Origin of the sequence: Salmonella sp. SAL4457 (genome assembly GCF_046548235.1) — a bacterium.
GTDB lineage: Bacteria > Pseudomonadota > Gammaproteobacteria > Enterobacterales > Enterobacteriaceae > Salmonella > Salmonella enterica.
Genome location: NZ_JBGDZO010000001.1, coordinates 474,552 through 496,209 on the forward strand (window position 1 = coordinate 474,552; position 21,658 = coordinate 496,209).

The following is a 21,658-nucleotide window of genomic DNA, read 5'->3' on the forward strand; positions in this document are numbered from 1 at the left end:
CTATTTTATTGATCTAAGCACGAAACCTCATGCGAATTCTGGCTATCGATACCGCCACAGAGGCCTGTTCTGTCGCCCTGTGGAACAACGGTACTATCAATGCTCACTTTGAGCTTTGTCCACGAGAACACACTCAACGTATCCTGCCCATGGTGCAGGAGATTCTGGCCGCCAGCGGCGCCTCGCTCAATGAGATAGATGCGCTGGCGTTTGGGCGCGGTCCGGGCAGCTTTACCGGCGTGCGTATCGGCATTGGTATTGCGCAAGGGCTGGCGTTAGGGGCAAATCTGCCGATGATCGGTGTTTCAACGCTTGCCACGATGGCGCAGGGTGCATGGCGTAAAACCGGCGCGACCCGCGTACTCGCCGCGATTGATGCGCGGATGGGCGAAGTGTACTGGGCGGAATACCAGCGTGATGCGCAGGGCGTCTGGCAGGGCGAAGAGACGGAAGCGGTGTTGAAACCGGAACGAGTCGGCGAGCGGTTGAAACAGCTTTCCGGCGAGTGGGCGACGGTAGGAACGGGTTGGTCCGCGTGGCCCGATCTGGCGAAGGAGTGCGGCCTGACGCTTCATGATGGGGAGGTGTCGCTCCCGGCAGCGGAAGATATGCTGCCCATCGCCAGTCAAAAGCTGGCGGCAGGAGAGACCGTTGCCGTGGAACATGCCGAGCCGGTTTATTTGCGTAACGAAGTGGCGTGGAAGAAACTTCCCGGCAAAGAATGACTCTCACTACTATTACCCCCCATACTTTATGCTGTGGGGTGGAATAGAGGTCGAGAAAAAGGAGTCGCATCATGGCGGTTCAAAAACGGTTAATAAAAGGGGCGCTGGCGTGCGCTTTTGCGCTTATGCTGAGCGGTTGCGTGACTATCCCGGATGCCATTAAAGGTTCGAGTCCGACGCCACAGCAGGATTTGGTGCGGGTGATGAATGCGCCACAGCTCTATATCGGGCAAGAGGCGCGTTTCGGCGGCAAAGTTGTGGCGGTGCAAAATCAGCAGGGAAAAACCCGGCTTGAAATCGCGACCGTACCGCTTGATAGCGGCGCGCGTCCTGTTCTGGGCGAAGCCTCGCGCGGCAGAATTTTTGCCGATGTGAACGGTTTTCTGGACCCGGTGGACTTCCGTGGCCAGTTAGTTACCGTTGTTGGCCCGATAACCGGCACGGTTGACGGTAAAATCGGCAATACGCCGTATAAATTTATGCTGATGCAGGCTACCGGTTATAAACGCTGGCATCTTGTTCAGCAGGTCGTCATGCCTCCACAGCCGATCGATCCGTGGTTTTACGGCGGACGCGCCTGGCCTTATGGCTATGGCGGTTGGGGGTGGTATAACCCTGGACCCGCAGAGGTTCAGACGATAGTAACAGAGTAAATCTTTGTTTTATCAATAAAAGAAACAGCGGCTGGTCCGCTGTTTCTGCATTCATAGAGACATAATAAAAATAAATAGTGACGCGCTTCGCAACCTTTCAGTTGCGTAATTAATAAACTGGTACGCTGAGTTAATATAATGTTAACGACTTGTTTATTAACTGGGGTTGTGATGACGACGAACACTCATTTTAGAGGTGATGCATTGAAGAAGGTTTGGCTTAACCGTTATCCTGCTGATGTTCCGGCGGAGATCAACCCTGACCGTTATCAATCCCTGGTTGAACTGTTTGAACATGCGGCGACGCGCTATGCCGATCAGCCTGCGTTCGTCAATATGGGGGAGGTAATGACCTTCCGTAAATTAGAAGAACGTAGTCGGGCATTTGCGGCTTATTTACAACAAGGGCTGGGACTCAAAAAAGGCGACCGTGTGGCGCTGATGATGCCAAACCTGTTGCAGTATCCCGTCGCGCTATTTGGTATTTTACGCGCCGGCATGATTGTGGTGAACGTTAACCCGCTGTACACGCCGCGCGAACTTGAGCATCAGCTTAACGATAGCGGCGCGGCGGCAATCATTATTGTTTCTAACTTTGCCCATACGCTGGAAAAAGTGGTCGAGAAAACGTCGGTACAGCACGTTATTCTGACGCGGATGGGCGACCAGCTTTCAACCGCCAAAGGTACGGTTGTTAACTTTGTCGTGAAATACATCAAGCGTCTGGTGCCAAAATACCACTTGCCAGATGCGATCTCGTTTCGCAGCGCGCTACAGCATGGCTACCGTATGCAGTATGTCAAACCCGAGGTTATCGCTGAAGATCTGGCTTTCCTGCAATATACCGGCGGTACGACGGGCGTGGCGAAAGGCGCGATGTTGACCCACCGCAATATGCTGGCGAATCTGGAGCAGGTGAAAGCAACCTATGGGCCGCTGCTGCACCCGGGGAAAGAGCTGGTAGTGACCGCGCTGCCGCTGTATCACATTTTTGCCTTAACCATGAACTGTCTGCTTTTTATCGAGCTGGGTGGGCAAAACCTGCTGATTACCAATCCGCGTGATATCCCCGGTCTGGTCAAGGAGCTGGCGAAATATCCATTTACGGCGATGACTGGCGTTAATACGCTATTCAACGCCCTGCTCAATAATAAAGAGTTTCAACAGCTGGATTTTTCTTCGCTGCATCTGTCAGCCGGCGGCGGGATGCCGGTGCAAAACGTCGTTGCGGAACGTTGGGTAAAGCTGACCGGGCAATACCTGCTGGAAGGCTACGGGCTGACCGAGTGCGCCCCGCTGGTGAGCGTCAACCCGCATGATATTGATTATCACAGCGGCAGTATCGGCCTGCCAGTACCGTCAACAGAAGCCAAACTGGTGGATGACGATGACAACGAAGTCGCGCCGGGTGAGGCCGGAGAGCTTTGCGTGAAAGGCCCGCAGGTTATGCTGGGATACTGGCAGCGTCCTGACGCGACGGATGAAATCATTAAAGATGGCTGGCTGCATACGGGCGATATTGCGGTTATGGATGAAGACGGCTTTCTGCGGATTGTCGATCGTAAGAAAGATATGATTCTGGTTTCTGGTTTCAACGTTTATCCAAACGAAATTGAAGATGTGGTGATGCAGCATTCTGGCGTGCAGGAAGTCGCGGCGGTTGGCGTGCCTTCCGGTAGTAGCGGCGAAGCGGTGAAGCTTTTTGTGGTTAAGAAAGATCCAGCATTGACTGACGATGCGTTGATCACCTTCTGCCGTCGCCATCTGACCGGATATAAAGTGCCCAAACAGGTCGAGTTTCGCGAGGAATTACCAAAATCTAACGTTGGGAAAATTTTACGACGAGAACTGCGTGACGAAGCCCGTGGCAAAGTAGACAATAAAGCCTGAGCGTTAAGTCAGCTAACGAGAGACGCCGGTTAAGCCGGCGTTTTTTTTGGCGCGAACCAAAGAGAACACGATTTGAATTACCAAATGATTGAAACGGACGATGCGCTGGCGAGCCTGTGTGAAGCTGTCCGAGCATGTCCGGCTATTGCTTTAGATACGGAATTTGTCCGTACCCGCACCTATTACCCGCAGTTAGGATTGATCCAGTTATTTGACGGGGCAAATGTCGCCCTGATCGATCCGCTCGGCATCAGCGACTGGTCGCCGTTCAAAGCGGTGCTGCGCGATACGGGAATCACCAAATTTCTGCACGCGGGTAGCGAAGATCTGGAAGTATTTCTGAATGCGTTTGGCGAACTGCCGGAACCCCTGATTGATACGCAAATTCTGGCGGCGTTTTGCGGGCGTCCGCTGTCGTGGGGTTTTGCGTCGATGGTAGAAGAGTATACGGGCGTGGCGCTGGACAAAAGCGAGTCTCGTACCGACTGGTTAGCCCGGCCTTTAAGCGAGCGTCAGTGTGAATACGCGGCGGCGGATGTCTGGTATCTGTTACCGATCGCCAAAAAGCTGATGATTGAAACTGAAGCCGCAGGATGGCTGCCTGCCGCGCTTGATGAATGTCGGTTGATGCAGCAGCGTCGTCAGGAGATTCAGGCGCCGGAAGAAGCATGGCGGGATATCACCAATGCCTGGCAACTGCGTACTCGCCAGTTAGCCTGTCTGCAACTTTTAGCTGACTGGCGGCTACGTAAGGCGCGTGAGCGCGATATGGCGGTGAACTTTGTTGTGCGTGAAGAAAACCTGTGGGCGGTCGCGCGTTATATGCCGGGCAGTCTCGGTGAGCTGGATAGCCTGGGGCTTTCCGGCAGCGAGATTCGTTTTCACGGCAAGACGTTGATATCGCTGGTGGCGAAAGCACAGGCGCTACCGGAAGAGGCATTGCCGGAACCCCTGTTGAATCTGATGGACATGCCGGGCTATCGCAAAGCGTTTAAGGCCATCAAAGCGCTGGTGGCGGAGGTGAGCGCGTCGCATCACGTCAGCGGCGAGCTACTGGCATCGCGTCGGCAGATTAATCAGTTGCTTAACTGGCACTGGAAATTAAAACCGCAAAATGGGCAACCGGAATTGATTTCCGGCTGGCGCGCCGAACTGATGGCGGAGAAGTTAACTCTTCTGTTGCAGGAGTATCCGCGTTAACGACGGTAATTGCCGGGAAAACGGCCAGTGAAATAAATGTCCGTATTCGGAATAATGTAAAAAAATAAAAAAGGCAGATTCTTCTGCCTTTTTTAATCCAGGAATTTTCCCATAAAAGAGCTTATTTTGACTCTTCGGCTTCCGGCAGCGTTACGTTAAGTTCAAGGATGGAGATATCACCATCTTTTTGCTCAAGCTGGACGGTAACCATTTCCGGATCGATTTGTACGTATTTACAAATGACCTCAAGAATATCTTTACGTAACTGCGGTAAATAATGCGGTTCGGCATCGCTACGGCGACGTTCCGCGACAATGATTTGCAACCGCTCTTTTGCAATATTAGCGGTACTCTTTTTCCGCGAGAGAAAAAAATCCAGTAATGCCATAATTTATCCTCCGAACAGGCGTTTGAGGAAACCTTTCTTCTCTTCTTCAATGAAGCGGAAAGGACGTTCTTCTCCCAACAGACGATCTACGGTATCTGCATAGGCTTTACCCGCATCCGCAGTGGCGTCAAGAATCACCGGTTCGCCCTGGTTCGATGCGCGCAGTACGGATTGATCTTCCGGGATCACACCGACGAGTTTAATACGCAGAATCTCCAGTACATCTTCCATGCTGAGCATGTCGCCTTTATTGACGCGGCCTGGATTGTAGCGCGTCAACAGGAGATGTTCTTTAATCGGTTCTTCGCCATTTTCTGCGCGACGAGATTTCGATGCCAGAATACCCAGAATACGGTCCGAGTCACGGACAGAAGAGACTTCCGGGTTAGTCGTGATGATCGCTTCATCGGCAAAATAGAGCGCCATCAGCGCCCCGGTTTCGATACCCGCCGGCGAGTCGCAAACAATGAACTCAAAGTCCATCGCTTTCAGTGAGTCCAGTACCTTAGCGACGCCTTCACGCGTCAGCGCGTCTTTATCCCGGGTCTGCGACGCCGGAAGAATGAAGAGATTTTCAGTACGCTTATCTTTGATCAGCGCCTGATTCAGTGTCGCATCGCCCTGAATGACGTTTACAAAATCGTAAACGACACGACGTTCGCACCCCATAATCAGATCGAGGTTACGCAGTCCGATATCAAAATCAATGACGACAGTTTTCTTTCCCTTCTGGGCCAAACCTGTAGCGATGGCCGCGCTGGAGGTGGTCTTGCCAACGCCCCCTTTACCCGAAGTAACAACAATAATGCGTGCCATAAAAATTCCTTGTTAAAAAGGGATCAATTCAACGGTTGAACTGTCAAAGCGTTGTCTGCTAAACGCAGGCGCGCCGCTTTGCCATAAAATTCTGCCGGGATTTTATCACTCAGCCAGTAAACACCTGCGATAGAGACCAGTTCTGCCGTCAGATGGGTACAAAAAATTTGCGCTTCCCGATCGCCGCTCGCTCCTGCCAGCGCGCGACCTCTCATCATGCCATAGACATGGATATTGCCGTCAGCGATAAGCTCTGCGCCAGCGCTGACGTGACTTGTAACAATCAGATCACATTGTGGAGCATAAATGCGCTGACCGGAACGAACCGGAACATCAATTAATCGCGTTTTTGTGATGGGATTAGCGTTTTGCGGCGGTTCGCTGGGCGTTGCCGGCTCAACGGGCGCAGGCCGAACCGCTTTCTCTTTACCTTCAGTCAGTAAAGGAAGACCCATCCGATCGATTTCTACTTTCAGGCTGGCGTCTTTACAGCCGCTCACGCCGATAATGCGTAAGCCGGTTGAGGTCACGATCTTATGCAGTTCCGGCCAGTTTACCGGGCTTTCAAGACCGCTAACGTTAATAACGACAGGGGCGTGTTTTAAAAACGCAGGAGCCTGCGCTATTTTGTCTTCTAACGCCTGACGAATAACCTCTGGTTCCGCTTCATGCAAATGAACCACTGATAAGGTGAAGCTACTGCCTTTAAGCTCGATTGGCGTGTTTGACATCCTGGCCTTACTCAATTTGCTATTTATCATCTCCGATACGGAGTGATATTCCGAAGTCCAGAAGGCATGTTATAGTCAGTATTATATTGAGGCAAGTCACCATCCCGTTAATTCAGAGTAAAAGTATGTTTTGTGTGATCTATAGAAGTAGCAAGCGCGATCAAACCTATTTGTATGTCGAAAAAAAAGACGATTTTTCGCGGGTGCCTGAAGCGTTGATGAAAGGATTCGGTCAGCCGCAGTTAGCGATGATGCTGCCGCTTGATGGACGTAAAAAATTAGTCAATGCCGAGCTCGAAAAAGTAAAACAGGCGTTAAGCGAGCAGGGCTATTATTTACAATTGCCGCCGCCGCCGGAAGATTTGCTGAAACAACATCTTTCTTCGGTAGGACAAAATACGTCGCCCGCTGACCGTTAAACGGTATTCGGCGCCGCGCCTGAATTCCATCATGATCTTAGGGGAAAATATGTATCAACATCGTAACTGGCAAGGCGCCTTGCTTGATTACCCGGTAAGTAAAGTGGTCTGCGTGGGCAGTAATTACGCAAATCACATCAAGGAGATGGGCAGCGCGACGCCGGAAGAACCCGTGCTTTTTATCAAGCCGGAAACCGCATTGTGTGATATTCGCCAGCCGCTGGCGATTCCGGCGGATATGGGGGCTGTTCATCATGAAGTTGAGCTTGCTGTGCTGATTGGCGCAACGCTCCGCCAGGCGACCGAAGATCATGTACGTAAAGCGATAGCCGGTTATGGCGTGGCGCTTGATTTAACCCTGCGCGATATTCAAGGGAAAATGAAAAAGGCCGGACAGCCCTGGGAAAAAGCCAAAGGTTTTGATAACGCATGTCCGATTTCAGGCTTCATCCCTGTCGCGGCCTTCTGCGGCGATCCGCAAAATACGGTTATCGGACTTAACGTTAATGGCGAGGTTCGCCAGCAAGGGTCGACCGCGGATATGATTCATCCTATTGTGCCCCTTATCGCCTATATGAGCCGCTATTTTACGCTCAAAGCCGGGGACGTGGTGCTAACCGGCACGCCGGCAGGCGTGGGGCCATTATTAAGCGGCGATGAGCTGGACATTCGTTTTAATGGCGAAACGTTGTCTACCCGCGTTCTGTAAAATCTGCTTGCCGCCTTCAGCGGCGGTAAAACTTGCATCTGCAGGCCAGACTGGTTATAAGGTGCAGCTTTAGTGCAATGGCGGATACTTTAATGAGCGATACACCTTTCTGGCAACGTAAAACCCTGGATGAAATGACCGATGCCGAGTGGGAGTCGCTGTGCGATGGCTGCGGTCAATGCTGCCTGCATAAGCTGATGGATGAAGATACAGATGAAATCTACTTCACCAACGTGGCGTGCAGGCAATTAAATATCAAAACGTGCCAGTGCCGTCATTATGAACGCCGTTTTGAATTTGAACCCGACTGTATCAAACTCACTCGCGAAAACTTGCCAGACTTTGAATGGTTGCCGATGACCTGCGCCTACCGTTTGTTGGCGGAAGGTAAGCCCTTGCCGACGTGGCATCCGCTGCTGACTGGATCGAAAGCCGCTATGCATGGCGAGCGAATTTCTGTCCGTCATATCGCGGTTAAAGAATCCGAAGTACGGGACTGGCAGGATCATATTTTAAATAAACCGTCGTGGGCAGAATAAGTCTTCGGCAAAACGGCTGATTGTTTACAATTCTTTAATTTACGCCGGGCGGCCCCTGAAGCCAGGAATTGCGTGCAAATTCCGTCACCTGGCGTTATCACTGCCTTCTATTCTTCCCTGACGCGCCTTGTCGCTGCGCTCGCGCACGTATGGCGGCGACTCTATACTTTCAAAGCAGTATATCGCTGCCTATCCTGAGGAGTTACCCCATGAATAACCAACCGTTGCGCGTTTCAAAGGATCAGCCCAGGAAGCCTGATAAGACACCCGAAGACGAAGGAAAAAATCCAAAGAAAAACCAAAAGTAGTGCTGTAGGGTATCTTTAATAACTATGGTTCGTTGGAGGCTTTATGTCTGAACGTCCTGATTTAGTCGATCCATTACCAGAGGATGAGCCGCTTCCTGGTGAAAATATTCCGGATACGCCAGTGGGAGACGATCCTCTCGACCCGGATACCCAGAATGAGGTTGAAGATCCTCGTAGATAGCGTCTTGTGCTATTAACCAACCGCCTGATGCACCGTCTGTGCCAGGCGGTTTTTTACATCTTCTAAAGTGAAACATCCTGATAATCCTCAGAAAGATAGCCTATAATTTTTTGTACGTTAAAATAGTAGCGCGTCCATGACGACACTGTCTTATTGCGCTTAGCCGTTTGCGAGTTCAAAGGAGGAAATCAATGAACAGCGAAGAGTTGACACATAAAGCAGAAGAGGAAATCGCGGCACTCATTAGCAAAAAGGTCGCCGAACTACGGAAGAAAACCGGGCAAGAGGTTTCCGAAATAGAGTTCGCGCCGCGAGAAACGATGAAAGGGCTTGAGGGATACCACGTTAAAATTAAACTACTCTAGCGTTTAATTAGCGCCATTAATCACCTGGCTACTGGGCGGGACGCCGCCCAGTGGTGACTGGTTTACCGATGTCAGGCTTTTTTCTGTTGATACATTTCCTCGCCCTGATGGTCTTCCTCTACCCAAAAATGAATGTTGAACCGCGCATCCTCGCTCAGCTCTACCCGATGCCAGTATTGCGGCGGACTGGTGGCGAATTGCCCGGCATTAATCACCACTTTCACTTCGGGTTCTGTCGCGGTTTCATTCGCAAAGCCATAGTAGGTCACGGTGCCTTCCATCACGCAGAGTTGTCCGAAAACGCCTGCCGCTGTGTTGTGATGAGAGAGCAGTGCCGCCGGAACATTCTCTTTGGTGAAAAAGGGGGTAGAGCGTTTAACTTTCCAGTTTGCCGGGATGCGTAAGTGGGACATAAGACATCTCCCTGATGTGGTGATTAAAAGATGTATTTAATATACACCTTTTAATCACTGGCAAACAACGCTTCGGGCAAAAAAAAACGCTCCCGAAGGAGCGTGTGTATCAACGACCGAACAGGTCGCGTTTTTTAGGCTTAAATGCCTGGGCTATGACGACGGCTATCGCCACCACAAGGTAAGCGGCAAAGATCCCCAACAGCCATTGCGGCATCTCCAGCGTTAAAAACGACCACTGGCGTTCGGCGCAATCACCGGATGCCACAAACACCTGTGGCAGCCATTTACCCAACGGCAACCAGTCTGGAAAGCGCGCCATAAAGTCACAGGTCATGAACGGCGAGGGATGCAACTGAATCATCGTATGTTCATACGCCAGTTGTAGACCCCGCCAGGCGCTGTAAATCCAGATAACCATTGCCACGTATCGCAGCGGCGTTTTCGGCGCTATTGCGCCGACCAGACCCGCGCCCATCACGCCAAACAGGGCGCAACGTTCGTAAATACATAGCACGCAAGGTTTAAGTAACATGACGTGCTGGAACCACAGCGCCACCATTTCCAGCGCCAGGGCGGTAAACGCCATCAGTAACCATGCGCCCCGACCCCGTGAGCACTGGTTTAAAAATCGCAACATAATAATTTCCCTGCAACATGCGTAGAGACCGCAGTGTAAACCAATTCAATTCGTGCGCCACTAGCGGGAAATGAAATAATGTGTAATTGGATAATTATCAGGCAAAAATCGGAGCCGGGCGGTGTATTGCCCGGTCAAACGTTACGAAAGCGTTGCTAACCATCCTGCCTGAGTCATCCATTCGGTGGCCGGCGCAAGAGTGAATTCGACGCACAGTAGCCCTATCAGGGTCAGTACGATAGTGTACGGTAACGCCATCCAGACCATACGGCCATAGGAGAGACGGATTAACGGCGCCAGCGCGGAGGTCAGCAGGAATAAGAATGCCGCCTGACCATTTGGCGTCGCTACCGATGGCAGGTTAGTACCGGTATTGATGGCCACGGCTAAAAGCTCAAACTGTTTTAAGCTGATAGCGCCGTTTTCCATTGCCGCCTTCGCTTCGTTGATATAAATGGTGCCGACAAAGACGTTATCTGAGATGGAAGACAACAGGCCGTTAAAGAGATAGAACAGCGTTAGCTGCGCGTGTTCAGAGGCTTGCAAGACGAACTGAATAATCGGCGCGAAAAGATGTTGATCGATAATAACCGCCACAATGGAGAAGAAAACGGTTAACAGCGCAGTAAACGGCAGCGACTCGGTAAACGCTTTGCCGATGGCGTGTTCATCGGTGACACCCGTTAACGCGGTGGCCAGAATAATGACCGACAGACCAATCAGTCCCACCTCCGCGAGATGGAGGGCGAGGGCGGTAACCAGCCAGACGCCAATAATCGCCTGGACTATTAGTTTAATTTTATCCTGGCGGGTGCGCTTCTTACGGCTTTGATCGTCGAATTGCTGTAAAACGTCGCGGACTTTTTCGGGCAACGTTTCGCCATAGCCAAACCAGCGCATTTTCTCGACCAGCATACAGGTTAACAGTCCACATACCAGTACCGGGACGGTGACAGGCGACATCCGCAAAAAGAAGTCGCCGAAATGCCAGCCAGCCGCTTTAGCGATGATCAGGTTTTGCGGCTCCCCGACCATGGTCATGACGCCGCCCAGCGCCGTCCCCACGCCTGCATGCATCATCAGGCTACGTAAGAATCCGCGGAATTGCTCCAGCACCGTTTTGTAATGCGGATCGATATGGCTGTCGTCCAGCATATCGTTCTCTTCGCCGCGCGATGAGGCCACACGATGGTAAATCCCGTAAAAACCGACGGCGACGCTGATCACCACCGCAACGACGGTAAGCGCGTCAAGGAAAGCCGACAAGAACGCGGCGGCGACGCAAAAGGCCAGCGACAGAACCATCTTCGAGCGGATACTGAGTAACAGACGGGTAAAAATAAACAGCAATAACTGCTTCATAAAGTAGATGCCTGCCACCATAAACATCAGCAGCAGCAAGACTTCCAGGTTGGCGGCAACCTCTTCACGTACATGGGCGGCGCTGGTCATGCCGATGATGACGGCTTCAATGGCCAGTAACCCGCCGGGCAGCAGGGGGTAACACTTTAACGCCATCGCCAGGGTGAAGATAAACTCTGCCACCAGCAGCCAACCGGCAATAAAGGGATTAGCTAAGAAAATGAATGGGTTAATAATTAAAAAGACAAGTAGTGCCAGTTTGTACCAGTCGGGCGACTGGCCTAAAAAGTTGCGCCACATGGCGCGACCCCATGAGATCTCCATGAAATTTTTCCTTACCTAGAAAAATGAAATAGCGTTTTTATGTTTAAACACAGAGAGTAGCGAGCGCGACGAATGCAAGCAAGTCCTTAACGATATTGGCAGGCGATATCAGAAATGGTGCCTTGATCCCCTTTTTCTTCATTGCGTCCGCTATCAGGTGTTACGCCCGTCTGGTATGATGAGTACAACTATGTTTTGCTGTGTAATGGAAATCTCACTATGGTCATTAAGGCGCAGAGCCCGGCGGGTTTCGCGGAAGAGTATATTATTGAAAGTATCTGGAATAACCGCTTTCCTCCTGGCACGATCTTACCGGCAGAACGAGAACTCTCCGAACTGATCGGCGTGACGCGCACGACATTACGCGAGGTGTTACAGCGGCTGGCGCGAGATGGCTGGCTGACCATTCAGCATGGCAAACCGACAAAGGTTAATAATTTTTGGGAAACGTCAGGGCTGAATATCCTTGAAACGCTGGCCCGCCTTGATCATGAAAGCGTTCCGCAACTGATCGACAATTTGTTGTCGGTGCGTACCAATATTTCTACTATCTTTATTCGTACCGCGTTGCGTCAACACCCGGATAAGGCGCAGGAAGTACTGGCCACTGCCCACGAAGTGGCCGACCATGCCGATGCATTCGCCGATCTGGACTATAACATCTTTCGTGGTCTGGCATTCGCCTCCGGCAATCCTATTTACGGCTTGATCCTGAACGGCATGAAAGGGTTATACACCCGCATTGGTCGCCACTATTTCGCCAATCCGGAAGCGCGCAGTCTGGCACTGGGTTTCTATCATAAATTATCGTCGTTATGCGAGCAGGGCGCGCACGACCAGGTGTATGAAACGGTGCGACGTTACGGGCATGACAGCGGCGAGATTTGGCATCGGATGCAGAAAAATCTGCCCGGCGATTTAGCGATTCAGGGACGATAATCCCGCGATGCCCGGTAAGCGCAAACACTACCGGGCAGCATCTCGATTACAGCATGTTCATGCGCGGCGGACAACGCTCCAGCAGTTCTACGCTGCCATCCTCATTTTGTTGCTCCAGCATCACATCAAAGCCCCATAACCGATGCACATGTTTCAGCACCTCTTTGCGGCCTTTATCCAGCGGTGCGCGGTTATGCGGGATATAACGCAACGTCAGCGATCTGTCGCCGCGTAAATCCACATTCCAGACCTGAATATTCGGCTCCAGGTTGCTCAGGTTATACTGTGACGACAGTTTTGATCGAATCTCCCGATAACCTTCTTCGTTATGAATGGCGGAGATCTCCAGATAATTATGCCTGTCATCATCAAGTACCGTGAAGAAACGGAAATCACGCATCACTTTTGGCGACAGGAACTGACTGATAAAGCTTTCATCTTTAAAATCGCGCATGGCGAAGTGCAGCGTTTCCAGCCAGTCGGAACCGGCAATATCCGGAAACCAGTATTTATCTTCATCCGTGGGCGACTGACAAATACGTTTGATATCCTGGAACATGGCAAAGCCGAGCGCATAGGGGTTAATTCCGCTATACCAGGGGCTATTATAGGGCGGCTGAAATACGACATTGGTATGGCTGTGTAAAAACTCCAGCATAAAGCGTTCCGTCACTTTGCCTTCATCATACAGATGGTTCAGGATGGTGTAGTGCCAGAAGGTCGCCCAGCCCTCGTTCATGACCTGCGTCTGTTTCTGCGGATAAAAATACTGGCTGACTTTACGCACGATGCGCAGAATTTCGCGCTGCCACGGCTCGAGCAACGGGGCGTTTTTCTCCATAAAATAGAGCAGGTTTTCCTGCGGTTCAGCGGGAAAGCGGCGTGCTTCGGCGACAGTTTTTTCTTCCTCGCGTTTTGGCAGCGTGCGCCACAGCATATTCACCTGGCTTTGTAGATACTCTTCCCGGCTTTTTTGTCGCGCTTTCTCTTCCTGCAACGAGATTTTCTGCGGGCGCTTATAGCGATCGACGCCGTAATTCATCAGCGCGTGGCAGGAGTCGAGCAGTTTTTCTACTTCATCCACTCCGTAGCGTTCTTCACAGCGGGTAATGTAATTCCGGGCGAAAATCAGGTAATCGACGATAGAGCTGGCATCCGTCCAGCTCCGGAAGAGATAATTATTTTTAAAAAAGGAGTTGTGGCCGTAACAGGCGTGCGCCATGACCAGCGCTTGCATGGTGATGGTGTTCTCTTCCATCAGGTAGGCAATGCAGGGATTAGAGTTGATCACAATTTCATAAGCCAGTCCTTGTTGACCATGCTTATACAGACGTTCCGTCTCAATGAACTTTTTGCCAAACGACCAGTGCGGATAGTTGATCGGCATCCCGACGCTGGAGTAGGCGTCCATCATCTGTTCGGAAGTGATGACTTCAATTTGGTGCGGGTAAGTATCCAGTTGGTAGAGCTTCGCCACGCGGTCTATCTCTGCCAGATAGACATCCAGCAGATCAAATGTCCAGTCGGGTCCATCGCTCAAACGTGTGGTGTCCTTGTTCATGGAATCAATCATTGCCATTCGCGCACCCTCATTGTTGGCGACGCTCTCTGTATGGAGCGCCTCCTTTCAAGCATAGAACACCATGTTAAAAAACGACTTGATCGTGAAAACTTTTCTTTGCGATTTCCTCCACATTGAACGGCAAAAAATCGGGTATTGGCATCATTTTATGCTGTATAGCCATGCCGCGTAGCAGGAGATCCCAAACCAGTGGGATCGCTTGTCTTTAGGGTATATGTGAAGCACGTCACCATAAAAAAGTCATATGTTGAATAATATTTTCATCTGGGTTATCAAGATGTAATCAGAAGATTGTTCTTTTACTATTAACGGAGTGGCTATGCGAGTTGTCATCCTGGGGAGTGGCGTAGTTGGCGTGACCAGCGCCTGGTACTTGAGTCAGGCGGGGCATGATGTCACCGTCATCGATCGCGAATCCGGCCCGGCGCAAGAAACCAGCGCGGCGAATGCCGGACAAATTTCACCGGGATATGCGGCGCCCTGGGCGGCCCCTGGCGTACCGCTGAAGGCGATAAAATGGATGTTCCAGCGCCATGCGCCGCTGGCGGTGCGTCTGGATGGCACCCCATTTCAACTGAAGTGGATGTGGCAAATGCTGCGTAACTGCGATACCCGGCATTATATGGAAAATAAAGGCCGCATGGTGCGCCTGGCGGAATATAGTCGCGACTGTCTGAAAACGCTACGCGCCGCGACCGGTATCGAATATGAAGGCCGCCAGGGGGGAACGCTACAACTCTTCCGCACCGCGCAACAGTATGAGAACGCCACCCGTGATATCGCCGTGCTGGAAGATGCCGGGGTGCCGTATCAGCTCCTGGAATCCAGCCGACTGGCGGAAGTTGAACCCGCTCTGGCTGAGGTTGCGCATAAATTAACCGGCGGACTGCGCTTACCGAATGATGAAACCGGGGACTGTCAGCTCTTTACCCAGCGTCTGGCGCGCATGGCGGAGCAGGCGGGCGTAACCTTTCGCTTTAATACTCCCGTGGAAAAATTACTGTACGAAAATGATCAGATTTACGGCGTGAAATGCGCCGATGAGATCATTAAAGCAGATGCGTATGTTATGGCGTTTGGATCGTATTCGACGGCGATGCTTAAAGGCATTGTTGATATCCCGGTGTATCCGCTGAAAGGCTATTCATTAACCATCCCAATCGTCGAGCCAGACGGCGCGCCGGTATCGACGATTCTTGATGAAACCTACAAAATCGCTATTACGCGTTTTGATAAGCGTATTCGCGTGGGGGGAATGGCGGAAATCGTGGGCTTTAATACCGACTTACTGCAACCGCGCCGCGAGACGCTGGAGATGGTTGTGCGCGATCTCTTTCCGCGCGGCGGTCATATTGAGCAGGCCACATTCTGGACCGGCCTGCGCCCCATGACGCCGGACGGCACGCCGGTAGTAGGACGCACCCGTTATAAAAATCTGTGGCTTAATACTGGACACGGCACCTTAGGCTGGACGATGGCCTGCGGTTCAGGCCAGTTGTTAAGCGATATCTTGTCGGGTCGCACGCCAGCGATACCCTACGACGATCTGAGCGTGGCGCGATACCGTTCCGATTTTACGCCCACCCCCCCGCAACGTTTGCATAGCGCGCATAACTGATAAAGGAAGTGAAATGACCCGCCCTATACAGGCCAGCCTTGATTTACAGGTAATGAAACAAAATTTGGCTATTGTGCGCCGGGCGGCCCCAGAGGCGCGCGTCTGGTCGGTAGTGAAAGCCAACGCCTACGGCCACGGTATTGAACGCGTCTGGAGCGCGCTGGGCGCCACAGATGGTTTCGCTATGCTCAACCTTGAAGAGGCGATTACCCTGCGTGAGCGCGGGTGGAAAGGGCCGATATTGATGCTGGAGGGGTTTTTCCATGCGCAAGACCTGGAGGCGTATGACACTTATCGGCTGACCACCTGCATCCACAGTAACTGGCAGTTGAAAGCGCTGCAAAATGCGCGGCTTAACGCGCCGCTGGATATCTATGTCAAAGTCAACAGCGGCATGAACCGACTCGGTTTTCAGCATGAGCGGGCGCAGACCGTCTGGCAGCAATTGCGGGCAATGCGCAATGTCGGTGAAATGACCCTGATGTCACATTTTGCTCAGGCCGATCATCCGGAAGGTATCGGGGAGGCGATGAGGCGTATTGCGCTGGCGACAGAAGGCCTGCAGTGTTCATACTCGTTATCAAATTCGGCAGCGACGCTGTGGCATCCCCAGGCGCATTATGACTGGGTCAGGCCGGGCATTATTTTGTACGGCGCGTCGCCGTCAGGACAGTGGCGGGATATTGCCGATACCGGACTAAAACCCGTGATGACGCTGAGTAGCGAAATTATTGGCGTGCAGACGTTGAGCGTGGGTGAAAGGGTAGGCTATGGCGGAAGGTATTCTGTGACTCAGGAACAACGCATTGGCATCGTCGCGGCGGGTTATGCCGATGGCTATCCACGCCATGCGCCGACCGGGACGCCTGTGCTGGTGGACGGTATCCGTACCAGAACAGTAGGCACCGTTTCAATGGATATGCTGGCGGTGGATTTGACGCCGTGTCCGCAGGCGGGAATCGGCACGCCGGTTGAATTATGGGGCAAAGAAATTAAGGTCGATGATGTCGCCTCTGCGGCAGGTACGCTGGGCTATGAGCTACTGTGCGCCGTAGCGCCGCGCGTGCCGTTTGTGACAACGTAACCTGACTCAGGCTAAGGCGTCGACCGGTCCACCTGGGGGCGGGTCGACGTTGTCCGGCGACCTTATTCTGCTTCATCTTCGGCGACGCGTACCCCAATCTTGCGTACCACGTTATCTTCTTTTTCAGCTACCGTCCAAATCATGCCGCCAAACTCCACCTGATCGCCGACGACCGGCGCAGCGCCCAGCAGTTGCTGTATGATTTCACCCAGGGTTTGTTGTTTATCCCGGTATTCCGTTCCTTCTTCCAGCCCGTAGATAAGCGCCACGTCGGCGAATTTCGCATTCGCTTCGAGGATAAAATCGCCAAAGAAACGCTGATCTAACGAAACCGGCGGCGACTGGCTAAACAATTTGCCCAGCGCTGGCAGATCGCGCTCCCGGCCAATCACGCAGAGTACGTCGCCTTCCTGCAGGCGAGTGCTACCCGTGGGGTGAAACAGTTCATTATTGCGAAATAGCGCGGCAATGCGAGTTTCGTTCGGCATATGCAGGTCGCGCAACGCCGCGCCGACGCACCATTTGTCGGCGCTCAACTGATAGATGAATTGCTCCCACGGATTATCAGGATGGATGTCAAGCCCCACGCGCGATACTGGCCAGCCAACCGGAGGCACGACCACTTTGGCTCTTTTCGCCGCCCATGACAGCGATGTTCCCTGCAGAAGCAGCGACACCAGTACCACAAAGAAAGCGACATTAAAGAACAGGCGAGCGTTTTCAAGCCCGGCCATCATCGGGAAAACGGCGAGAATAATCGGCACCGCGCCGCGCAGTCCGACCCAACTGATGAAAATGCGCTCCCGAAGATTGAAGCCGCGAAATGGCAGCAGGCCGGTAAACACCGACAGTGGGCGGGCGAAGAAAATCATCCAGATGGAGAGAATAAGCGCAGGGACGGCAATCGGCCACAGATCGGAAGGCGTCACCAGCAGCCCCAGAACCAGGAACATCGCGATCTGCGCCAGCCAGGCTAGTCCGTCAAAGTTTTGCAGGATGCCGTAACGGTTGCGAATCGGGCGGTTTCCTAACAGGAATCCGCACAGATAGACCGCGAGAATGCCGCTGCCTTCAAGCGCGGTCGTCAAAGCAAAAATCAGAATACCGCCGCTGAGCGCCAGCATCGGATACAGGCCGCTGGGCAGAGAAATACGGTTGATCATCTGCTGTAGCAGGTAACCGCCGCCCAGGCCAAAAACAATACCGAGACCGAACTGTTGGATAATATGGACGGCAAACATCCAGTCCAGGCCGGTTTCATGCTTCTGGATCATCTCAATTAATGTAATGGTCAGAAAAACGGCCATCGGGTCGTTACTTCCCGATTCGATCTCCAGCGTGGAGCCTACACGTTCGTTTAGCCCTTTGCCGCCAAGCAGAGAAAAGACCGCTGCGGCGTCAGTGGAACCGACTATCGCGCCGATAAGCAGACCTTCGATAAGATCTAGATGAAACAGCCAGGCGGCCATCATACCTGTTAACCCCGACGTGATCAGTACGCCGAGCGTCGCCAGCGACAGCGCGGGGCCCAGCGCTACCCGGAAAGAGCTGGCCTGGGTGCGCATTCCGCCATCGAGTAAAATAATCGCCAGCGCCAGGTTACTGACCATATAAGCGAAAGGATAATTATCGAAAGGAATACCGCCAATGCCATCCACACCCGCTAACATCCCGATGGCGAGGAAAATGACCAGAATCGGGATACCCAGTCGCGATGAGAATGAACTTAACAGGATACTGCTGGTTACAAGGATGGAACCTAAAATAAATAGACTAATAATTGTTGCAGCATCCAACGTTTTATATCTCCTGACTCACACGACTTCGTATTATTTAACATTAACATAATAACGGCCAGGGCAGCGTTTTACTTAGCCTGTCGGGGACTTTTTTTACAATTGCAGCGTAGGATGGCCAGATAAAGTGAGTTGAGTCCCCTGGCGCGTATTTTTAAGCATCGCGTTTGCCCCGATAGGGAGCGTTACCGTACGTTGTTCATGCCCGAAGTCGAGACCGGTAATCAGCGGAACGGACAGACGGGAACGTAAAAACGCGTAGACGCTCTCCAGAGAATAACCGGCGTCATACTCGTTGGGCGCCGCGCCGCTAAAGCTGCCGAGAACGATGGCGCTCTGGCGGTTTAAAATTCCGGCGTACTCCAGTTGCAAAAGCATACGCTCCACCCGGAAAGGATGCTCATTGACATCTTCCAGCACTAAAATTCCTTTATCGATAGTCGGCATCCAGGGCGTACCGATAAGGGAAATCAACATCGCCAGATTTCCGCCCCATAAGGTGCCCTGTGCGTCGCACTGAGGGCCGTCGCCTTGCCACTCTACGGTAAATTGCGCCTTGCGTAGCGCCAGCCAGAAATGTTGCTCGGTGAACGTATTCAGCGTTTCGGCGCCAAAATTTGCCGCCAGCATAGGACCGCTAAAGGTGATGACATTGGCCTGCGCCAGGAGTCCAGCCTGAATCGCCGTAAAATCGCTATGACCGCAAATCAGTAAGGGATCGCGCTGTTGCCGGGAGGCGAGCGCCTGCCAGTCGATACGATCCAACAAGCGGCTGGCGCCATAGCCGCCGCGAACCGGCATGACGATTGTATCCGGCGACGTTAGCGAGGCCAGCGAATTAACATCGGCCAGCCGTTCCGCGTCCGTACCGGCAAAACGCTGAAAGCGGCGACGAATCACCTCGTCATTCTCCACCTGATGACCCGCGTCAGTCAGGCGCTGAACGCCGCGTAACGCGGCCTGTTGGTTAATACAGTAGCCCGACGGGGCGATTAAATGAAACAGAGACATGGTAATTCCTTGCTGACAATAGAATGCAAATGTATATCATGCCGCATATATTAGGCGATGTCCCTCGTTGTGCGACGTTTCTGGATGCGCACCAGGGAGGCAACCTAAGTGCCTGGCCGGGGCGGTATGACCTCTTCGGCAGATAAGTTACGGCTATAAGGATAGATGACGTGAAATTAAGATGGTTTGCTTTTTTGGTAGTAATACTCGCTGGCTGTAGCTCAAAACAGGATTACAGGAATCCGCCGTGGAATGCCGAAGTGCCTGTAAAGCGTGCGATGCAGTGGATGCCCATCAGTGAAAAAGCCGGGGCGGCATGGGGGGTTGATCCGCATTTAATCACCGCGATTATCGCCATTGAATCCGGCGGCAACCCTAACGCGGTCAGTAAGTCCAATGCGATTGGCCTGATGCAGTTAAAGGCGTCGACCTCCGGGCGCGACGTTTACCGTCGTATGGGCTGGCGTGGCGAACCGACCACCAGCGAGCTGAAAAACCCTGAGCGTAACATCTCAATGGGCGCGGCGTATCTGAGCATTCTGGAAAATGGGCCGCTGGCCGGCATCAAAGATCCGCAGGTGATGCAATATGCGCTGGTCGTCTCTTATGCTAACGGCGCAGGCGCGTTATTGCGTACTTTTTCATCCGACAGGAAGAAGGCGATAGAAAAAATTAACGATCTGGATGCGGACGAGTTTTTTGAACATGTTGTTGATAATCATCCCGCGCCGCAGGCGCCGCGCTATATCTGGAAGCTTCAGCAGGCGCTGGACGCCATGTAGTTTAGCGTGAAGATTATTCTCGCACTTTATTCGCTCTTTCTCGGGCCTCGCGCTCAAGCGAAAAAATAATCCGCTGCAACTCCCGCTCTACCGCCGGGCTGACGTTAAGGAAACGAAAGCTCAGGCGGGGAGTGGTGATCGTTTCATTTTTCCCATCAATCACCTTACGCTCGCTGATGGCGATAAGCTGGGCGTCAACGTGAAAAATACCCCATGGCCCCATGTTCAGTTCAACCTGCGAAAAGCGCGCGCCTTCGATTAGTCCGTCGGGGATGGCGGATTCCAGTAGCGCGCCCATGCCGCCCAGCGAAAGATCAAACAGGCGAAAACGTAACGTACGGGTGTCCGGTAGCGTGGTGACGCCGTAATAAGGCGGATACAGCGGCGCGCCAATACGAAAATACTCCCGGCGCTGGACAAACCACAGTGACGACGGCAGGGGCGTGATAAAGGCCGGCAGCCGCTGATATTCGCCTGTAACGAGTTGCGGCAACGTGAACTCGACTTTTGCGCCCTGTGTTTCTGCGATAATGGCTACCTGCCCGGCACGTAATACGGCGCTATTTTCATATTCCTGGCTGCCGTAATCCACGATGAGTTTTTCCGGGTCTACCGCCAAAATTTTACTGATGAATTGACCATGCGCCCATGAAATACGCAGTGGAACCTGATTTTTATTTAAATCCCGTAGCACGCCTAATATCGCTAATGGATTTTTTTTCAGGAACTGCTCATTGTAACCACTCACACGAAATAACCCCTGATACGCAGACTATCGTTGGGTTATCGGCATCGGTAGAAAGAACTTAATAGCGATAAATAAATTTTTATGTCCGCGAGATAAATCAGTGTTCAGAAATGCGACGCTCGACTTTGCCTATACTTAAAACGTTTTTACTGGAAAGAGGGTTCGCAAATGGGAATTATCGCCTGGATTGTTTTTGGTTTGATTGCCGGCGTTATCGCCAAATTGCTTATGCCGGGGCGCGATGGCGGGGGATTTATCCTGACCTGTATTCTCGGTATCGTCGGGGCGGTCGTTGGCGGATGGCTGGCGACGATGTTTGGTATTGGCGGCAGTATCAGCGGCTTTAATCTGCACAGTTTCCTGGTCGCCGTGGTGGGCGCGATCGTGGTGCTGGTGATTTTCCGCCTTCTGCGACGCGGCTAACCGCTGCAGAAC

At 52.4% G+C, this 21,658-nt stretch carries 24 protein-coding genes; 14 read left to right on the plus strand and 10 right to left on the minus strand.

Annotated elements, in window-relative coordinates; genetic code table 11:
* Positions 1-29: 29 nt before the first annotated feature.
* The 4 genes from tsaB (at position 30) to rnd (ending at position 4,468) form a co-directional block, all read left to right on the plus strand.
* Positions 30-725, plus strand: coding sequence for a tRNA (adenosine(37)-N6)-threonylcarbamoyltransferase complex dimerization subunit type 1 TsaB (gene tsaB / locus ACLJNW_RS02530; RefSeq protein ID WP_001221014.1), 696 nt, complete (start codon positions 30-32; stop codon positions 723-725).
* Between the two features lie 71 nt (positions 726-796).
* Positions 797-1,378, plus strand: coding sequence for a Slp family lipoprotein (locus ACLJNW_RS02535; protein WP_000290594.1), 582 nt, complete (start codon positions 797-799; stop codon positions 1,376-1,378).
* A gap of 204 nt (positions 1,379-1,582) precedes the next feature.
* Complete coding sequence (gene fadD / locus ACLJNW_RS02540; RefSeq protein WP_012664561.1) at positions 1,583-3,268, plus strand: long-chain-fatty-acid--CoA ligase FadD; 1,686 nt, start codon at positions 1,583-1,585, stop codon at positions 3,266-3,268.
* 72 nt (positions 3,269-3,340) lie between these two features.
* The gene (gene rnd, locus ACLJNW_RS02545) at positions 3,341-4,468 is read left to right on the plus strand and encodes a ribonuclease D (RefSeq protein ID WP_023204230.1); all 1,128 of its coding nucleotides are present in this window, start codon (positions 3,341-3,343) and stop codon (positions 4,466-4,468) included.
* Positions 4,469-4,589: 121 nt separating this feature from the next.
* Here the strand turns inward: rnd and minE are convergent, their stop codons facing one another.
* From minE to minC, 3 genes are read right to left on the minus strand one after another with little or no spacing between them, the layout of a single operon-like run.
* Positions 4,590-4,856, minus strand: coding sequence for a cell division topological specificity factor MinE (minE, locus tag ACLJNW_RS02550; RefSeq protein ID WP_001185666.1), 267 nt, complete (start codon positions 4,854-4,856; stop codon positions 4,590-4,592).
* A gap of 3 nt (positions 4,857-4,859) precedes the next feature.
* Complete coding sequence (minD, locus tag ACLJNW_RS02555) at positions 4,860-5,672, minus strand: septum site-determining protein MinD (RefSeq protein ID WP_000101047.1); 813 nt, start codon at positions 5,670-5,672, stop codon at positions 4,860-4,862.
* A gap of 23 nt (positions 5,673-5,695) precedes the next feature.
* Positions 5,696-6,403 (minus strand): septum site-determining protein MinC, encoded by a 708-nt coding sequence (gene minC, locus ACLJNW_RS02560; RefSeq protein WP_000072527.1) that lies wholly within the window; start codon positions 6,401-6,403, stop codon positions 5,696-5,698.
* Between the two features lie 125 nt (positions 6,404-6,528).
* On the opposite strand from minC, the gene ACLJNW_RS02565 reads away from it, so the two are divergent.
* The 5 genes from ACLJNW_RS02565 (at position 6,529) to ACLJNW_RS02585 (ending at position 8,924) form a co-directional block, all read left to right on the plus strand.
* Positions 6,529-6,822, plus strand: a complete 294-nt coding sequence (locus tag ACLJNW_RS02565; RefSeq protein ID WP_001525604.1) for a YcgL domain-containing protein — start codon at positions 6,529-6,531, stop codon at positions 6,820-6,822.
* 49 nt (positions 6,823-6,871) lie between these two features.
* Positions 6,872-7,531 (plus strand): fumarylacetoacetate hydrolase family protein, encoded by a 660-nt coding sequence (locus tag ACLJNW_RS02570; protein ID WP_001519895.1) that lies wholly within the window; start codon positions 6,872-6,874, stop codon positions 7,529-7,531.
* A 92-nt stretch (positions 7,532-7,623) separates the two neighbouring features.
* Complete coding sequence (locus tag ACLJNW_RS02575) at positions 7,624-8,070, plus strand: YcgN family cysteine cluster protein (protein WP_001285703.1); 447 nt, start codon at positions 7,624-7,626, stop codon at positions 8,068-8,070.
* 351 nt (positions 8,071-8,421) lie between these two features.
* Positions 8,422-8,559, plus strand: coding sequence for a hypothetical protein (locus tag ACLJNW_RS02580; RefSeq protein ID WP_001670760.1), 138 nt, complete (start codon positions 8,422-8,424; stop codon positions 8,557-8,559).
* A 191-nt stretch (positions 8,560-8,750) separates the two neighbouring features.
* A complete protein-coding gene (locus tag ACLJNW_RS02585; RefSeq protein WP_001083582.1) occupies positions 8,751-8,924 on the plus strand; it encodes a GnsA/GnsB family addiction module toxin in 174 nt (57 codons plus the stop codon).
* A gap of 71 nt (positions 8,925-8,995) precedes the next feature.
* Here ACLJNW_RS02585 and ACLJNW_RS02590 read toward each other — a convergent pair whose 3' ends face one another.
* From ACLJNW_RS02590 to nhaB, 3 genes are all read right to left on the minus strand, one after another.
* Positions 8,996-9,337: a DUF1971 domain-containing protein gene (locus ACLJNW_RS02590; RefSeq protein WP_000018968.1), complete on the minus strand. Its 342-nt coding sequence runs from the start codon at positions 9,335-9,337 to the stop codon at positions 8,996-8,998.
* A 109-nt stretch (positions 9,338-9,446) separates the two neighbouring features.
* Positions 9,447-9,977, minus strand: a complete 531-nt coding sequence (dsbB, locus tag ACLJNW_RS02595; protein ID WP_000943475.1) for a disulfide bond formation protein DsbB — start codon at positions 9,975-9,977, stop codon at positions 9,447-9,449.
* A gap of 141 nt (positions 9,978-10,118) precedes the next feature.
* Positions 10,119-11,663 carry a Na(+)/H(+) antiporter NhaB gene (nhaB, locus tag ACLJNW_RS02600; protein ID WP_000406428.1) on the minus strand — a complete coding sequence of 515 codons (1,545 nt, stop codon included), beginning with the start codon at positions 11,661-11,663 and terminating at the stop codon, positions 10,119-10,121.
* A 219-nt stretch (positions 11,664-11,882) separates the two neighbouring features.
* Between nhaB and fadR the strand changes: the two genes are divergently transcribed.
* Complete coding sequence (gene fadR / locus ACLJNW_RS02605; protein WP_000234826.1) at positions 11,883-12,602, plus strand: fatty acid metabolism transcriptional regulator FadR; 720 nt, start codon at positions 11,883-11,885, stop codon at positions 12,600-12,602.
* A gap of 46 nt (positions 12,603-12,648) precedes the next feature.
* On the opposite strand, the gene ACLJNW_RS02610 is transcribed toward fadR, so the two are convergent.
* Positions 12,649-14,181, minus strand: a complete 1,533-nt coding sequence (locus tag ACLJNW_RS02610) for a SpoVR family protein (RefSeq protein WP_001240762.1) — start codon at positions 14,179-14,181, stop codon at positions 12,649-12,651.
* Between the two features lie 322 nt (positions 14,182-14,503).
* Here ACLJNW_RS02610 and ACLJNW_RS02615 point away from each other — a divergent pair, with 322 nt between their 5' ends.
* On the plus strand, positions 14,504-15,802 hold the full coding sequence (locus ACLJNW_RS02615; RefSeq protein ID WP_001266937.1) for a D-amino acid dehydrogenase: 1,299 nt from the start codon (positions 14,504-14,506) through the stop codon (positions 15,800-15,802).
* Positions 15,803-15,815: 13 nt separating this feature from the next.
* Positions 15,816-16,886: a catabolic alanine racemase DadX gene (dadX, locus tag ACLJNW_RS02620; protein ID WP_017465649.1), complete on the plus strand. Its 1,071-nt coding sequence runs from the start codon at positions 15,816-15,818 to the stop codon at positions 16,884-16,886.
* Between the two features lie 62 nt (positions 16,887-16,948).
* On the opposite strand, the gene ACLJNW_RS02625 is transcribed toward dadX, so the two are convergent.
* Positions 16,949-18,682: a potassium/proton antiporter gene (locus tag ACLJNW_RS02625; RefSeq protein WP_000338376.1), complete on the minus strand. Its 1,734-nt coding sequence runs from the start codon at positions 18,680-18,682 to the stop codon at positions 16,949-16,951.
* A 96-nt stretch (positions 18,683-18,778) separates the two neighbouring features.
* Positions 18,779-19,693 (minus strand): muramoyltetrapeptide carboxypeptidase, encoded by a 915-nt coding sequence (gene ldcA, locus ACLJNW_RS02630; RefSeq protein ID WP_000051601.1) that lies wholly within the window; start codon positions 19,691-19,693, stop codon positions 18,779-18,781.
* Positions 19,694-19,863: 170 nt separating this feature from the next.
* Between ldcA and emtA the strand changes: the two genes are divergently transcribed.
* Entirely contained in the window at positions 19,864-20,475 is a 612-nt protein-coding gene (gene emtA, locus ACLJNW_RS02635; RefSeq protein ID WP_000776974.1) for a membrane-bound lytic murein transglycosylase EmtA, read from the plus strand.
* A gap of 13 nt (positions 20,476-20,488) precedes the next feature.
* Here emtA and ycgR read toward each other — a convergent pair whose 3' ends face one another.
* Positions 20,489-21,223, minus strand: a complete 735-nt coding sequence (gene ycgR / locus ACLJNW_RS02640; RefSeq protein ID WP_000017414.1) for a flagellar brake protein YcgR — start codon at positions 21,221-21,223, stop codon at positions 20,489-20,491.
* A 168-nt stretch (positions 21,224-21,391) separates the two neighbouring features.
* On the opposite strand from ycgR, the gene ACLJNW_RS02645 reads away from it, so the two are divergent.
* Positions 21,392-21,646, plus strand: a complete 255-nt coding sequence (locus tag ACLJNW_RS02645) for a GlsB/YeaQ/YmgE family stress response membrane protein (protein ID WP_000511323.1) — start codon at positions 21,392-21,394, stop codon at positions 21,644-21,646.
* The last annotated feature ends 12 nt before the right edge of the window (positions 21,647-21,658 follow it).